Origin of the sequence: Streptomyces sp. NPDC047515, assembly GCF_040643055.1 — a bacterium.
Taxonomy (GTDB): domain Bacteria; phylum Actinomycetota; class Actinomycetes; order Streptomycetales; family Streptomycetaceae; genus Streptomyces.
Genome location: NZ_JBEYTM010000057.1, coordinates 37,648 through 51,991 on the forward strand (window position 1 = coordinate 37,648; position 14,344 = coordinate 51,991).

Genomic DNA, 14,344 nt, shown 5'->3' on the forward strand with positions numbered 1-14,344 from the left:
TTGCAACGCCTATCGGTAGGGGGTTCCGGATGAAGCTGTCTGCCCGAATTGCCGCCCCGGCCACGGCGCTTGTGCTGGCGGGCCTCACCGTCACCGCCTGCGCGCCGCAGACCTCCGACAACGGAGCCAAGGGGGACGAGAAGAGCGGCACGCTGCGGGTCTGGCTGTTCCAGGAGGTCGGCAACAAGCCCAAGGAGCAGGTCGCCGACGCGGCGGTCGCCGACTTCGAGAAGGCGCACAAGGGCGCGAAGGTCGAGGTCGAGTACATACCGGTCGACACCCGCGCCCAGCGGATCAAGGCAGCGTTCAACGACCCGAAGAGCGCCCCGGACCTCATCGAGTACGGCAACACGGACACCGCCGGATACGTCAAGGACGGCGGACTCGCCGACATCGGCGCGGAGTTCGCCGCCTGGGACGAGGCCAGGGACACCGACCCGACCGCCAAGCAGTCCGTCACGGTCGGCGGCAAGATCTACGGGGCCCCGTTCTTCGTCGGCGTCCGCGCGCTGTACTACCGCACCGACATCTTCAAGGACTTGGGGATCGAGGCTCCCAAGTCCCAGGCCGAGCTGATCTCCACCGCGAAGAAGATCCACAAGAAGAAGCCGGATCTGTACGGACTGGCGGTCGGTGGTGCGTACACGTACAGTGCGATGCCGTTCATCTGGGCCCATGGCGGTGAGCTGGCCGACGACAACGGCGGCACGTACGAGGCAGCCATCAACAGCGACAAGGCCCGCAAGGGCATCGAGGCATACACCTCGCTCTTCGGCGACGACAACTGCCCGGCCGCCAAGTGCGCGTCCATGGGCGGCAACGCCACCGTCACCGCGTTCGCCTCCGGCAAGGCCGCCATGGCGATCGGCGGCGACTTCAGCCACGCGGCCGTCGAGGCGGGCTCGGTGAAGGGCGCGTACGCGGTGGTGCCGCTGCCGGGTGTCGCCGAGGGCTCCATCGCCCCCGCGTTCGCGGGCGGGAACAACATCGGCGTACTGAGGAGCAGCGCGCACCGCACCCTTGCCGTGGATCTGATGAAGTCCCTGACCGGCAAGGAGACCCAGACGAAGATGTTCGACGCGATGGGCTTCCTGCCGACGTACACGGACGTGCGGGCGACGGTCGCGAAGAAGGAGCCGTTCGTCGAGCCGTTCGTGAGTCACCTCGGCGCGGGCGCGAAGTTCGTCCCGGCCTCGCCGGGCTGGGGCCGGATCGACTCCTCGCTGATCCTGCCGACGATGTTCCAGGAGATCGTCAGCGGCCGCAAGGACGTGGCGAAGGCCTCGGACGACGCGGCGAAGAAGATGGACGCCGCGTTCGCCGACGCGGGCTGACGATGACCGCGAACAGTACCGCGTACAAAGTGCCCAGCACGTCCGGGGCGGGCGGGACCTTTGCCCGCCCGCCCCGGCGCCGCCGCCCCGCCCCGTCCGCCCGTCGCCCCGGCTGGACCCCCTGGCTCTACCTCCTGCCCGCGCTCGTGCTCCTCGGCGGGCTGCTCGTCTACCCGATCTACCAACTCGGCCTGATCTCCTTCCTGGAGTACACCCAGGCCCAGGTCAGCGGCGGTGAACCGACCACCTTCCAGGGGTTCGGGAACTACGCGACGCTCTTCGGGGACGACCAGTTCTGGCAGGTGCTCCTGGCGACCGTGGTCTTCGCCGCCGCCTGTGTGCTGGCCACCCTGCTGGTCGGCTGCGCGCTCGCCGTCCTGCTGACCCGGATCAGGGCCCTGCCGCGGCTCGCGCTGATGCTGGCCGCGCTCGGCGCCTGGGCGACCCCCGCGATCACCGGTTCCACCGTCTGGGTGTTCCTCTTCGACCCGGACTTCGGCCCGGTCAACCGGGTGCTGGGGCTTGGCGACTTCTCCTGGACGTACGGGCGCTACAGCGCCTTCGCCCTGGTGCTCCTCGAAGTCCTGTGGTGCTCGTTCCCGTTCGTGATGGTGACCGTGTACGCGGGCATCCGGGCGATCCCCGCCGAGGTGCTCGAAGCGGCCGCGCTGGACGGCGCCTCGCAGTGGCGGATCTGGCGCTCGGTCATGGCCCCGATGCTGCGGCCGATTCTCGTCGTCGTCACCATCCAGTCGATCATCTGGGACTTCAAGGTCTTCACCCAGATCTATGTCATGACCAACGGCGGCGGTATCGCCGGCCAGAACCTGGTGCTCAACGTGTACGCGTACCAGAAGGCGTTCGCGTCCTCGCAGTACAGCCTGGGCTCGGCGATCGGTGTCGTGATGCTGGTGATCCTGCTGGCCGTCACGCTCGTCCATCTGCGTCTGACGCGGCGCCAGGGGGAGGAACTGTGAGCGCGCGGACCATGCTGAATGTCCGCCGGCCGGGCCGGCTGGCCGCTGAGGGCGCGGCCCTCCTGATCGCCGCCGCGGTCGCCTTCCCCCTGTACTGGATGGTGCTCTCCGCCCTCAAACCGGCCGGCGAGATCCAGTCCACCGACCCTCGCCCATGGACGCTGTCACCGTCCCTGGACTCGTTCCGCCGGGTCTTCGAACAGCACGACTTCGGGCGGTACTTCCTCAACAGCCTGATCGTCGCCGGGACGGTCGTCATCGCCTCCGCGCTGATCGCCTTCCTGGCGGCGACGGCCGTGACCCGGTTCAGATTCCGCTTCCGCACCACGCTGCTGATCATGTTCCTGGTCGCGCAGATGGTGCCGGTCGAGGCGCTGACCATCCCGCTGTTCTTCCTGATGCGGGACTTCGGCCGGCTGAACACGCTCGGCTCGCTGATCCTGCCGCACCTCGCCTTCTCGCTGCCGTTCGCGATCTGGATGCTGCGCGGCTTCGTCAAGGCCGTCCCGGAGGCGCTGGAGGAGGCCGCCTGGATCGACGGCGCGAGCCGCGCCCGCTTCCTGTGGCAGATCCTCTTCCCGCTGGTCTTCCCCGGCCTGGTGGCCACCAGCGTCTTCTCGTTCATCTCGACCTGGAACGACTTTCTGTTCGCGAAGTCGTTCATCATCAGCGACACGTCCCAGTCGACGCTCCCGATGGCGCTGCTGGTCTTCTTCAAACCCGATGAGAACGACTGGGGAGGGATCATGGCAGCCTCGACGGTGATGACCATTCCCGTGCTGGTCTTCTTCGTACTCGTACAGCGCCGCCTGGTCTCGGGACTCGGCGGAGCGGTAAAGGACTGACGCCATGGCCATGGAACTGATCCCGGCGCTGATCCCGGCACCCGTGCACGCCGGTGACGCGGCTGATTCCGGTGACGCGGCGGGGCAGGACGGATTCCCGCTGGACCCGTTCACCACCATCACGGCGGCCCCCGGCACCGAGGACACCGAACGCTGGCTGCGCTCCACGCTCGGAGCCGCCTTCGGCCTGCCCCTCGCACCGGACGGCGAGGACGCCGCGAACGGCATCCGGCTGCGCATCGACCCGGCTCTGGAGCCCGAGGGGTACCGGCTGGGCACCGGGCCCGGCTGCCGGTACGTCGAGATCACCGGAGGGAGCGCCGCCGGAGTCTTCTGGGGCGCGCAGACGCTCCGCCAGCTCCTGGGACCGGAAGCCTTCCGCCGTGCGCCGGTCAACCCCGGCACGCGGCGCGTCATCCCCGTCACGGACATCGAGGACCGGCCCCGCTTCCCGTGGCGCGGCATGATGCTCGACGTGGCACGGCACTTCCTGCCCAAGGACGACGTCCTGCGCTACCTCGACCTCCTCGCGACCCACAAGCTGAACGTCTTCCACTTCCACCTCACCGACGACCAGGGCTGGCGCATCGAGATCAAGCGCTACCCGAGGCTCACCGAGGTCGGCTCCTGGCGCGCCCGCACCAAGCACGGCCACCGGGCCTCCGAGCTGTGGGACGAGACCCCGCACGGCGGCCACTACACCCAGGACGACATCCGCGAGATCGTCGCGTACGCGGCCGAGCGGCATATCCGGGTCGTCCCCGAGATCGACATCCCGGGCCACTCGCAGGCCGCCATCGCCGCGTACCCCGAACTGGGCAACACCGACGTCATCGACACCACCACCCTCTCCGTCTGGGACACCTGGGGCATCAACGCGAACGTACTCGCCCCCACTGACAACACTCTGCGCTTCTTCGAGGGCGTGCTCGAAGAGGTCCTGGACCTCTTCCCGGCCGCCACCTCGCCGTTCATCCACATCGGCGGCGACGAGTGCCGCAAGGACCAGTGGAAGGAGTCCCCGGCCGCCCAGGCCCGGATCGACGAATTCGGCCTGGCCAACGAGGACGAGCTGCAGTCCTGGATCATCCGGCACTTCGACACCTGGCTCACCGCTCGCGGCCGCCGCCTGATCGGCTGGGACGAGATCCTCGAAGGCGGCCTCCCGGCGGGCGCCGCCGTGTCGTCCTGGCGGGGGTACGGCGGAGGCGTCACGGCCGCCGAGGCCGGACACGACGTCGTGATGTGCCCGGAGCAGCACGTGTACCTGGACCACCGTCAGGACGGCGGCCCCGACGAGCCGATGCCCATCGGGTTCATCCGCACCCTGGAGGACGTCTACCGATTCGAACCCGTGCCCGCGGGGCTCTCCGAGGAGGCGGCCCGTCACATTCTCGGCACCCAGGCCAATGTGTGGACCGAGGTCATGCAGAACCGGGCCCGCGTCGACTACCAGGTCTTCCCGCGCCTCGCCGCGTTCGCGGAGGTCGCCTGGTCGCCGCTGCCCGCCCCCGCCGACCGGGACTTCGCCGACTTCGAACGCCGGATGACCACGCACTACGCCCGCTTGGACGCCCTCGGCGTCGATTACCGGCCACCGAGCGGCCCGTTGCCCCGGCAGCAGCGCCCCGGCGTCCTCGGACGCCCTCTTGAGGGACCGCCCCCGAACGTGTGATCCCGGCCGCGCTCCGGGACCGGCCGTCGCGCTCCGAGGGCCGTGACGGCCGGCGCGCGTCACCCGGTACGCGTGCCACGGCCACGCTCCCACCGGTACGCGCCCCGGCGGGACGCGCGCCGTCGGAACGGAGCTGCCCGAGCGCGAACGACCCGTGTGAGGCCCGCCGGGAGGCGGCAATTCACACTCCGCACGGAAGCGGGTCGAATCGGGATCATCCTCCAGGTCGGGGACGCATACGCCCTTCGTGGACCCTCGCGTCGGTCCGCTCGGAAGATGTGCCAGAGTTGCCACGTCCAGGCTTCGAGCACGTACCGTACGGCGAAACGAGCCGGACAGCCGGGACACCGGGAAGGGGCAGCTGGGTTGACCACGCACGCACCGCAGGCGACGCAGCCGGTGACGCTGCCGGCCTCGCTCGACGAGGCCGTGGCGGCACTCGGCGCCATGCCCGCCGCCGTTCCTGTGGCAGGGGGGACGGACCTGATGTCGGCCGTCAACAAGGGGCTGCTGCGCCCCTCGGGGCTGGTCGGCCTGGGCCGGATCAGTGAGCTCCGCGGCTGGCACTACCAGGACGGCCACGCCCTGCTCGGTACCGGACTCACCCACGCACGCATGGGGCGGCCCGACTTCGCCGCCCTCATCCCCGCCCTGGCCGCGTCCGCGCGCGCCGCGGGCCCGCCCCAGATCCGGAACGCCGGAACGCTCGGCGGCAACATCGCCACCGCGGCCCCGACCGGTGACGCCCTGCCGGTGCTCGCCGCTCTGGAGGCCGAGCTCGTCATCGCGGGCCCGGGAGGCGCCCGCCGCGAGATCCCGGTCTCGCACCTGCTGGCCGGCCGCGACATGCTCGAACCCGCCGAACTGATCGGCTTCGTCCGCGTACCGCTGCTGCACGCCCCCCAGGTCTTCCTGAAGGCCACCGGCCGCACCGGTCCCGGCCGCGCCACCGCATCCGTCGCGATCGTCCTCGACCCGGCCCGGCGCGGGGTGCGCTGCGCGGTCGGCGCCATCGCGCCGATGCCGCTGCGCCCGCTGGAGGCCGAACGCTGGATCGCCTCACTGATCGACTGGGACGGCGAACGGGGTCTGGCCCCCGACGCGCTGGCCGCCTTCGGCGAGTACGTCGCCGCGGCCTGCATCCCGGACCAGGCACCGCCCGCCGACGGGGGAGAGGCACCACCACTGCCCCCCGCCGTACTGCATCTGCGGCGTACCGTCGCCGCGCTGGCCCGACGCGCGCTGGGGAGGGCACTGTCGTGAGCAACGAGGAACACAACGAACAGCACGGGCAGCGGGAGCAGCCGCAGCACGGGGGCTGGCAGCCGACGCCGCAGGGCGGCGAGTACGACGCCGAGGCGACCGCCTTCGTCCACCTGCCGCCGGAGGACCTGGCGAACATCCCGCTGGCCGCGCCCGGCCAGGGCTACGTACCGCCGATGATCGTGCCGCTGACGCCGGCGGCCGGGCCCGACCCGGCGGCCACGGGCAGCTGGGTCATGCAGACGCAGAGCCAGCAGGGCACGGGAGCGGAGCAGCCGGAACCCGACGTGGTGCACTGGCCGGACCCGAACCAGCAGCAGCCGCAGTACGGATACGGGTACCCGCAGCAGGATCAGTACGGGGGAACGTCGGCCGCGACCGGCCAGTGGAACTTCACCGAGTCCGCGCAGGCCGCCGGACCCACGGAGTTCGTCGGACATGCCGACCATACGAGCCATGCCGACCACGGCGCTCATGTCGACCACGGTGGTCATGTCGACCACGGCGCTCACGTCGAACACGGTGGTCACACCGGCCATGGGGGGCATGCCGACCAAGGCGGTTCGATCGGCCACGGTGTTCATGGTGACCAGGGCGGTTCGATCGGCCACGGTGTTCATGGTGGCCAGTCCGGACCGGCCGGCCACACCGGCCAGTCCGACCACACCGGCGAGTCCGGCCACACCGGTCAGTGGACGATTCCGGTCGCCGATGGCGACCTCCCGGAGGAGTCCGGCGAGTTCGCGGCCTCGGCTCTCGCCTCCCAGTGGTATGCGGACCGGACTCCTCCGGCCACGTTGCCGGGCGGTGCGCCCGCACCGTGGGCGACACAGCAGCCGGTCGCGGAGCCCGAGGCCGAGGTCGGGCCTGAGCCCGCTGTGGAGCCGGCCCCAGGCGCGGACATCGAGCCGCAGCACGCGCCGGAAGCCGATTCCGCGCCCGGTTCACAGCTTCCCGCGCCCGATTCACAGCTTCCCGCGCCCGATTCACAGCTTTCCGCGACGGCGTCCGCGATGTCTTCCGTGACGTCTTCTGGGGCGTACGAGGAGTCCCCGCAGGCCTCCGAGGCGGCACCGGAGGCACCGGTCACCGTCGTCGAGGACGGCCCCGCCCCTGTCACCGGAGGCACCCCCGCTCTAGGAGTGGACCTCTCGCAGGTCCCCGCCGTCGATGCCGCACCGGCGGCCGACAGCCTGCCCGAGCAGCGCCCGGCCGAGCCGTCGACCGGCACGGCGCCCGACGCGGAGCCGGGTGCGACAGCAGCCACGGACTTCGACGCACCCCTCCGGGGCACCCCGGGAGAGGCGCCACTGCCAAAGGCCCCGCCGCTCGAAGCGCAGACCTCCGAAGCCCACCCCGTCGAAGCGCAATCCGCCGAAGAGCAGACCTCCGAAACTCAATCCGGCGACGCCGAGCCCCTCGAAGTCGAACCCGTCGAGGCTCAGCTCCTCGAAGCCCAGCCCCTCGAAGCCCAACCCCTCGACGTCCCCAGCGAACACCCCGCCACCTCCTACGTCCTGCACGTGAACGGCGCCGACCGCCCCGTCACCGACGCCTGGGTCGGCGAGTCGCTGCTCTACGTGCTGCGCGAGCGCCTCGGCCTCGCCGGTGCCAAGGACGGCTGTTCACAGGGCGAGTGCGGCGCCTGCAACGTCCAGGTGGACGGCCGTCTGGTCGCCTCCTGCCTGGTCCCCGCGGCGATCACGGCCGGGAGCGAGGTCCGTACGGTCGAAGGTCTGGCCGTGGACGGTGAGCCGTCCGACGTCCAGCGTGCCCTCGCCAAGTGCGGTGCCGTCCAGTGTGGTTTCTGCATCCCGGGCATGGCCATGACCGTCCACGACCTCCTGGAGGGCAACCACGCCCCCAGCGAACTGGAGACGCGTCAAGCACTCTGCGGCAACCTCTGCCGCTGCTCCGGCTACCGGGGCGTCCTCGACGCCGTGAACGAGGTCGTCGCAGGCCGCGAAGCCGGCGCCGGATCCGCCTCGTCGGACTCCCCGTCCCCGGAGTCCGACGAGGCCCGCATTCCGCATCAGGCCGCCGCCGGCGCCGGTGGTGTCCAGCCGCACTCGCAGGACGGAGGCATGGCGTGAGCAACGACGCAGCCACCGCTGCCAACGCGACCAGCACACGGATCACCGCCCCCTCGGTGGAAGGACCCGACACCGAGCAGCCCGCGCTAGGCCTCGGCGTCTCCCTCCCGGCCGCCGACGCGCGCGTTAAGACCGAGGGCACCTTCCCGTACGCCGCCGACCTCTGGGCCGAGGGCCTGCTGTGGGCGGCCGTCCTCCGCTCCCCGCACCCGCACGCCCGCATCCTGTCCATCGACACCTCGGGCGCCGCCGAGATGCCGGGGGTACGGGCCGTCATCACGCACGCGGACGTCCCGGGGGAGGGCGCGTACGGACGCAGGGTCGTCGACCGTCCGGTCTTCGCCTCCGACCTGGTCCGACACCACGGTGAGCCGATCGCCGCGGTCGCCGCCGACCACCCCGACACGGCTCGGCTCGCCGCCGCGGCCATCGCCGTCGAGTACGAGGTCCTGGAACCGGTCACCGATCCGGAGAAGGCGTTCGAGGCCGAACCGCTGCACCCCGACGGCAATTTGATCCGCCACATCCCGCTGCGCTACGGCGACCCGGAGGTCGTCGGCGAGGTCATCGTCGAGGGCCTGTACCGCATCGGCCGTCAGGACCCGGCCCCGATCGGCGCCGAGGCCGGACTCGCCGTGCCCCGGCCCGACGGCGGCGTGGAGATCTACACGGCCTCCACCGACCCGCACACCGACCGCGACCTTGCCGCCGCCTGCTTCGGTCTCGAACCGGACCGGGTCAAGGTCGTCGTCACCGGTGTCCCCGGCGCGACCGGCGACCGCGAGGACCCCGGTTTCCAGCTCCCGCTGGGCCTGCTGGCCCTGCGTACCGGCTGCCCGGTCAAACTGGCCGCCACCCGCGAGGAGTCCTTCCTCGGCCACGCCCACCGCCACCCGACGCTCCTGCGCTACCGCCACCACGCGGACGCCGAGGGCCGGCTGGTGAAGGTCGAGGCGCAGATCCTGCTCGACGCGGGCGCGTACGCCGACGCCTCGTCCGAGTCACTGGCCGCGGCGGTCGCCTTCGCCTGTGGCCCGTACGTCGTCCCGCACGCCTTCATCGAGGGCTGGGCGGTCCGTACGAACAACCCGCCGTCCGGCCATGTGCGCGGTGAGGGTGCGATGCAGGTCTGCGCGGCGTACGAGGGCCAGATGGACAAGCTGGCCGCCAAACTCGGCATCGACCCGGCCGAGCTGCGGCTGCGCAACGCCCTGTCCACCGGCGACATCCTCCCCACCGGCCAGACGGTGACCTGTCCGGCGCCGGTGAACGAACTCCTGGAGTCCGTAAGGAACTTCCCTCTCCCCTCTCTCCCCAAGGACTCCCCGGAGGACGACTGGCTGCTCCCCGGCGGCCCGGAGGGCGCTGGCGAGCCAGGTGCGGTGCGCCGGGGCGTCGGCTATGCGCTCGGCATGGTCCACATGCTCGGAGCGGAGGGCGCCGACGAGGTCTCCACGGCCACCGTCAGGGTCCACGACGGCGTCGCCACGGTCATCTGCGCCGCGGTGGAGACGGGCCAGGGCTTCTCGACCCTCGCCCGCCAGGTGGTCCAGGAGACCCTGGGCATCGAAGAGGTCCATGTGGCGTCCGTCGACACCGATCAGCCCCCGGCGGGTCCCGCCACGCACGGTCGCCACACCTGGGTTTCGGCGGGAGCGGTGGAACGCGCCGCCAAGATGGTCCGGACACAGCTTCTCCAGCCCCTGGCCCACAAGTTCGGCATGTCCACGGAGCTGCTGCAGATCGCCGGCGGCAAGATCACCTCCTACGACGGGGTGCTGTCCACGACGGTCACGGAAGCGATGGACGGCAAGGAACTCTGGGCCACCGCCCAGTGCCGCCCCCACCCGACCGAACCCCTGGACGAGTCCGGCCAGGGCGACGCCTTCGTCGGCCTCGCCTTCTGCGCGATCCGCGCGGTGGTGGACGTGGACATCGAACTCGGCTCGGTCCGGGTCGTGGAGATGGCCGTCGCCCAGGACGTCGGCCGGATCCTCAACCCGTCCCAACTGGCGACCCGTATCGAAGCGGGCATCACCCAGGGCATCGGCGCCGCCCTCACCGAGAACCTCCGCAGCGCCCGCGGCCTGATCCGCCACCCCGACCTCACCGGCTACGCACTGCCGACGGCCCTGGATGCGCCGGACATTCGCATCGTCAAACTCATCGAGGAACGAGACGTGGTAGCCCCCTTCGGCGCCAAGCCCGCCTCCGCGATCCCCGTGGTGACCTCCCCCGCAGCGGTGGCCGCAGCGGTACGAGCCGCCACCGGCCGCCCGATCAACCGCCTCCCCATCAGGCCCCAGGCGGCGGTGGCAGCCCCCAAGTCCTGAGCCCTGCAAGGTTGGCGTGATCCGGGTTGCACCTGCAACCCGGAGGTGCGCACTGTCACCACTGCTGACTAAGGTGAACCCCAAGGCTGAAGTCGAAGCGTCAATCGGCTGTTGCTAAACGGGGGAGGGTGCTGTGGGACAGAGTGATCCAGGGGCGGAGTCTTCGGCGTATCCACTGAGTTTCGTGGGTGCCGTGGGCGCAATGGGGGCGGTGGCCCCGGGCGCCGCGAACGAACTATTCACCGAACTCTCGTCGTTCACCAAGTTTCGCGAACGCGTCGACGAACTCCTGCGCAACCTCAAGGCGTCTCCGGCCGGGCCGGGGAAGGTCGGAGAGGACACGATGGGGCGCGAGAAGTTCGGCGGCGGTGAGAAGGGGTGGATGGAGGCAGAGGCTCTCCACGGCTCGTACTCCGCGGTCATCAAGGAGCTGGAAGGGCTGTCTCAGCTGCTGTCCGACTCCATCGAGGGCATGAGCATCGCGGTCCTCGCATCCCACAAGGGTTACGAGCACGTCGACTTGGATGTCCGTCAGCGAATGCTCGCGATCCAGGGCAGCACGGAGGCGCACCACAAGGCCGAACAGGCCGCGGCGGACGCTGCGGCGAAGAAGGCGCACGAGCCTCAGGCCAAATCGGAGGAGCCGGGGGACACATCGGGCAGCCATGCCTAATTAATGCCGGTGGACATGTTCTCTGCATGCGAAGGACGGGGACGGGGAGAGGGGCAGCGTCATGGGTACGGATTTCGACAGCAAGACTCACGAGGAGATGCTGAAGTGGCTGGACCAGGCCAGCAGCGGTGAGATCCAGGGGGCTGCAGATCGACTGAAGAGCGCGGCGTCGGAGATCCACAAGATTGCCCAGGACTTGAAGGTCCGCCCGCAGTGGGTGGAGTGGAAGGGCGAAGGGGCCGACGCGTTTCGTACATGGAGTGCGGACCTGGCCAATGCGACGCTTCGGCTGGGGGACTACAGCGAGGCTGTGTCGAAGTGCCTGGGCGAGGCATCGCATGCGGTCACGTTGGCTCAGACCGCGATTCCTCGGCCCCACGCGGGGGATCAGGCGAACCTGGATGCGGCTCTTGCTGCGCGGAACGATCCCGATGCGGTGACGTTGGCCAAGGACCTGATCGCGGCGAAGGAGAAGAACCGCGAGGAGGCGGCTGCGCAAATGCGGAAGCTGGCGCAGACCTACACCTTCTCGTCGTCGCAGATGAAGGATCTGGAGAAGCCGGTATTTCCGGCCGTGCCCGGGGTGATCGCGCCAGACAGGGCCGAAGACAAATCGGGGGGACGTGGGGAGTACTACCGACAGGGAGATGCATCCAGCGCCGCAGGAGGTTACGCGAGTAGTGCCAGCGTGGCCGCACACGGCCCTGAGCCGGAAGGCAGAACGGCAGTACAGGCTGGGATGGTGAGTGCGCCCTCATCGGCGGTTCACGCGGTGTCGCGCCCCGTGGGCATGGACATAGACAGTGTTGCTGTGTTGCCGGACACCCCAGCGGTGCCGACGGCAACTCCCCCAAGTTTGCCCGCTGGAGGAACGGTCGACCGTGGTAGTCCTCCCGGCCCCAGCGGATTGCCACCCATCGTCAGTACGGGTCCTGTCTCGCCACCCGCAACGACCGGCAGTAATAGGACTCCGGGAGGGGGACGTCTGCCGATCTCTTCGGGCAGGGTGAGCCAGGCAACTGGGCCGGTCAGCCGACCGGCAGGCGATAGCGGCATCGTTGGTGGCCGCCCTGCTCCGCAGACTTCCGGTCGGCCGATGGGTGGTCTCCCTCGCGGCACCGTAATCGGTGGCGAGGGAACTCACTCCGGCCGTGGACCAATGATGCACGGCATGGGTACGGGCGGCCTCGGCGGCGGCCGGAATGGCGTAGTCGACGGTCGACGCTTGACAGGTGAGACGGGCGGAATTGTCGGTGGCCGCCCACAGCAGCCTGGACGTACGAGTGCCCGGCCCTTCACCCCGGGTGGTACAGGTTTGGTGCGGGGTGCTGAGGGCGTGGGTGCTAGCGCAGGGCGATCGGGTGTTGCCCCGCAGCGCCAGGGCAATGCCCGACGCGGCGAAGGCGAGGAGAGGTCAAATTACCTCACAGAGGACGAGGCGACTTGGCAGAGCGGGCGCCCTGTGGTGCCTCCAGTCATCGACTAAGCAGTGAGAATTCGCTGAAAGGGATCTGAATGCATACCAGTAGCATCCGTATGGCGAGGGTTGCTCGCTGTGGAACTGTAGTGTCCACCGCGCTGGGGCTGCTGCTGGTTGGGGCTATTCCTGCATTTACGGATTCTGTTCGATCGGATCAATGGCATCTGGATGTAATGAAGGCTGACCAGATGTGGAAGTCAAGTACTGGTGAAAACGTGAAAGTTGCAGTCATTGACACCGGTGTGGACTCCTCAAACCCTGATCTTCTTGGACAGGTACTCAAAGGGCTGGATTTGGCGCACGGATCGCCTGGAGACGAAAGGGTTGACTATAACGGTCACGGGACGTCCATGGCCGGTCTGATCGCAGGAACGGGGAAATCGGGTGGAGGTGACGGCGCCTTCGGGCTCGCTCCGGGAGCTAAGATCTTGCCCATTCGGCTGAGGGACGATACTGGGAAGGTTAATGGTGCGACCGGGAGTGTGAATTTCAGCGAAGATGTTTCCGCGGGTATTCGATTTGCGGTCGACGGGGGCGCCAAGGTTATTAATATTTCGCAAGGTGACGAAACTGGCTCGCAGGAGCTTTCGGATGCCGTAAAGTATGCTATTGGAAAGGGGTCTCTAGTTTTTGCCGCAGTTGGAAACAGTGGCAATAAGGATAATGGCCTGGAGTACCCTGCGGCGACCCCGGGTGTCATTGGTGTCGGGGCGCTTGATAGGGGTATAGAAAAGACTGAAGAGTCCCAGCACGGTGCTCAGGTGGACCTCTCGGCACCAGGTATCGACATGGTTCACGCATGTACGGGCGGAACGCAGTTGTGTAAGTCTCACGGAACTAGTGACGCCACTGCCATCGCCTCCGCCTCTGCCGCCCTCATCTGGTCCAAGCACCCCGACTGGACCAACAACCAGGTCCTCCGCGTCATGCTGAACACGGCCGGTGGCCCGACCAGCGGTGCCAAGCGCAATGACTACGTGGGCTACGGCTGCGTCCGCCCCCGCATCGCACTCAAGACCCCCGGAGACCCCGGCCCGGCGGATGTTTACCCGCTCCCCGACTTTGCGGCGGCCGAGAAGCCCAGTCCTTCCTCCGAGCCTTCCAAGGCGACCGGAAGTTCAAAGGACAACGACAAACCCGCCGCAGCAGCCCCCGCATCCGACGACAACAGCAGCAATACCGGCCTCTGGATCGGCATCGGAATCGGCGCAGTCGCGCTCATCGGCGCAGTGGCCGCCGCCCTGACCATCCGCTCCCGCCGCCGCAAGTCTGCAGCCGCAGCTGTCACGCCCGCTTATACGCAACAACCCCCGTACCCCAACCCGTACCAGCAGACCCCGCCTCAGCATCAGCCCACGAACACGCCTTACGGGTCCACTCCCGCCGCTTCGCCTGATTTCAACTCGTCCCACGGCAGGCCTCCCTACGATGAAAGGCGAAGCTGAAGCGCCAATTTGATACACAAGGTGATCTCGCTTCGTCATCACTGTCACTTACGGTGGAAGGGTTGCGGGGGGGGGGTGCCTCTATGTCGTTCGTCAATCCCGCGCTGTCGGTTTTGGGGGTGTGGGTCCCGTTCATGCGGCGAGGGTGACGGTGGGGGTTCGGGACTCGTAGAAGGTGCCGTCGCGGAGCATCGCGAACAGGACGCTGATGCGCTGGCGGGCGAGG

9 protein-coding genes are annotated in these 14,344 nt (G+C 69.0%); all 9 read left to right on the forward strand.

The window, feature by feature from the left end:
• The first annotated feature begins 29 nt into the window (after positions 1-29).
• The 9 genes from ABZ826_RS32040 to mycP all read left to right on the forward strand — a co-directional run bounded on the left by ABZ826_RS32040 (position 30) and on the right by mycP (position 14,118).
• The gene (locus ABZ826_RS32040) at positions 30-1,334 is read left to right on the forward strand and encodes an extracellular solute-binding protein (RefSeq protein ID WP_361456148.1); all 1,305 of its coding nucleotides are present in this window, start codon (positions 30-32) and stop codon (positions 1,332-1,334) included.
• 2 nt (positions 1,335-1,336) lie between these two features.
• Positions 1,337-2,311 (forward strand): sugar ABC transporter permease, encoded by a 975-nt coding sequence (locus tag ABZ826_RS32045; protein ID WP_361456151.1) that lies wholly within the window; start codon positions 1,337-1,339, stop codon positions 2,309-2,311.
• Positions 2,308-3,156 carry a carbohydrate ABC transporter permease gene (locus tag ABZ826_RS32050; protein WP_361456154.1) on the forward strand — a complete coding sequence of 283 codons (849 nt, stop codon included), beginning with the start codon at positions 2,308-2,310 and terminating at the stop codon, positions 3,154-3,156. The genes ABZ826_RS32045 and ABZ826_RS32050 overlap by 4 nt, the downstream gene beginning before the upstream one ends.
• A 4-nt stretch (positions 3,157-3,160) precedes the next feature.
• Entirely contained in the window at positions 3,161-4,831 is a 1,671-nt protein-coding gene (locus ABZ826_RS32055) for a beta-N-acetylhexosaminidase (RefSeq protein WP_361456157.1), read from the forward strand.
• Positions 4,832-5,197: 366 nt separating this feature from the next.
• Complete coding sequence (locus ABZ826_RS32060; RefSeq protein ID WP_361456160.1) at positions 5,198-6,094, forward strand: FAD binding domain-containing protein; 897 nt, start codon at positions 5,198-5,200, stop codon at positions 6,092-6,094.
• Complete coding sequence (locus ABZ826_RS32065) at positions 6,091-8,187, forward strand: 2Fe-2S iron-sulfur cluster-binding protein (RefSeq protein WP_361456163.1); 2,097 nt, start codon at positions 6,091-6,093, stop codon at positions 8,185-8,187. Before ABZ826_RS32060 ends, ABZ826_RS32065 begins: the two co-directional genes overlap by 4 nt.
• The gene (locus tag ABZ826_RS32070; protein ID WP_361456166.1) at positions 8,184-10,520 is read left to right on the forward strand and encodes a molybdopterin cofactor-binding domain-containing protein; all 2,337 of its coding nucleotides are present in this window, start codon (positions 8,184-8,186) and stop codon (positions 10,518-10,520) included. Before ABZ826_RS32065 ends, ABZ826_RS32070 begins: the two co-directional genes overlap by 4 nt.
• A 184-nt stretch (positions 10,521-10,704) precedes the next feature.
• Positions 10,705-11,193 carry a hypothetical protein gene (locus ABZ826_RS32075; RefSeq protein ID WP_361456169.1) on the forward strand — a complete coding sequence of 163 codons (489 nt, stop codon included), beginning with the start codon at positions 10,705-10,707 and terminating at the stop codon, positions 11,191-11,193.
• Between the two features lie 1,566 nt (positions 11,194-12,759).
• On the forward strand, positions 12,760-14,118 hold the full coding sequence (mycP, locus tag ABZ826_RS32080) for a type VII secretion-associated serine protease mycosin (protein WP_361456172.1): 1,359 nt from the start codon (positions 12,760-12,762) through the stop codon (positions 14,116-14,118).
• The last annotated feature ends 226 nt before the right edge of the window (positions 14,119-14,344 follow it).

What these genes read in the sequence shown, in the direction of transcription:
- ABZ826_RS32040 (WP_361456148.1), top strand. Translation starts at nt 30, where the DNA reads ATGAAGCTGTCTGCCCGAATTGCCGCCCCGGCCACGGCGCTTGTGCTG.
- ABZ826_RS32045 (WP_361456151.1), top strand. Translation starts at nt 1,337, where the DNA reads ATGACCGCGAACAGTACCGCGTACAAAGTGCCCAGCACGTCCGGGGCG.
- ABZ826_RS32055 (WP_361456157.1), top strand. Translation starts at nt 3,161, where the DNA reads ATGGCCATGGAACTGATCCCGGCGCTGATCCCGGCACCCGTGCACGCC.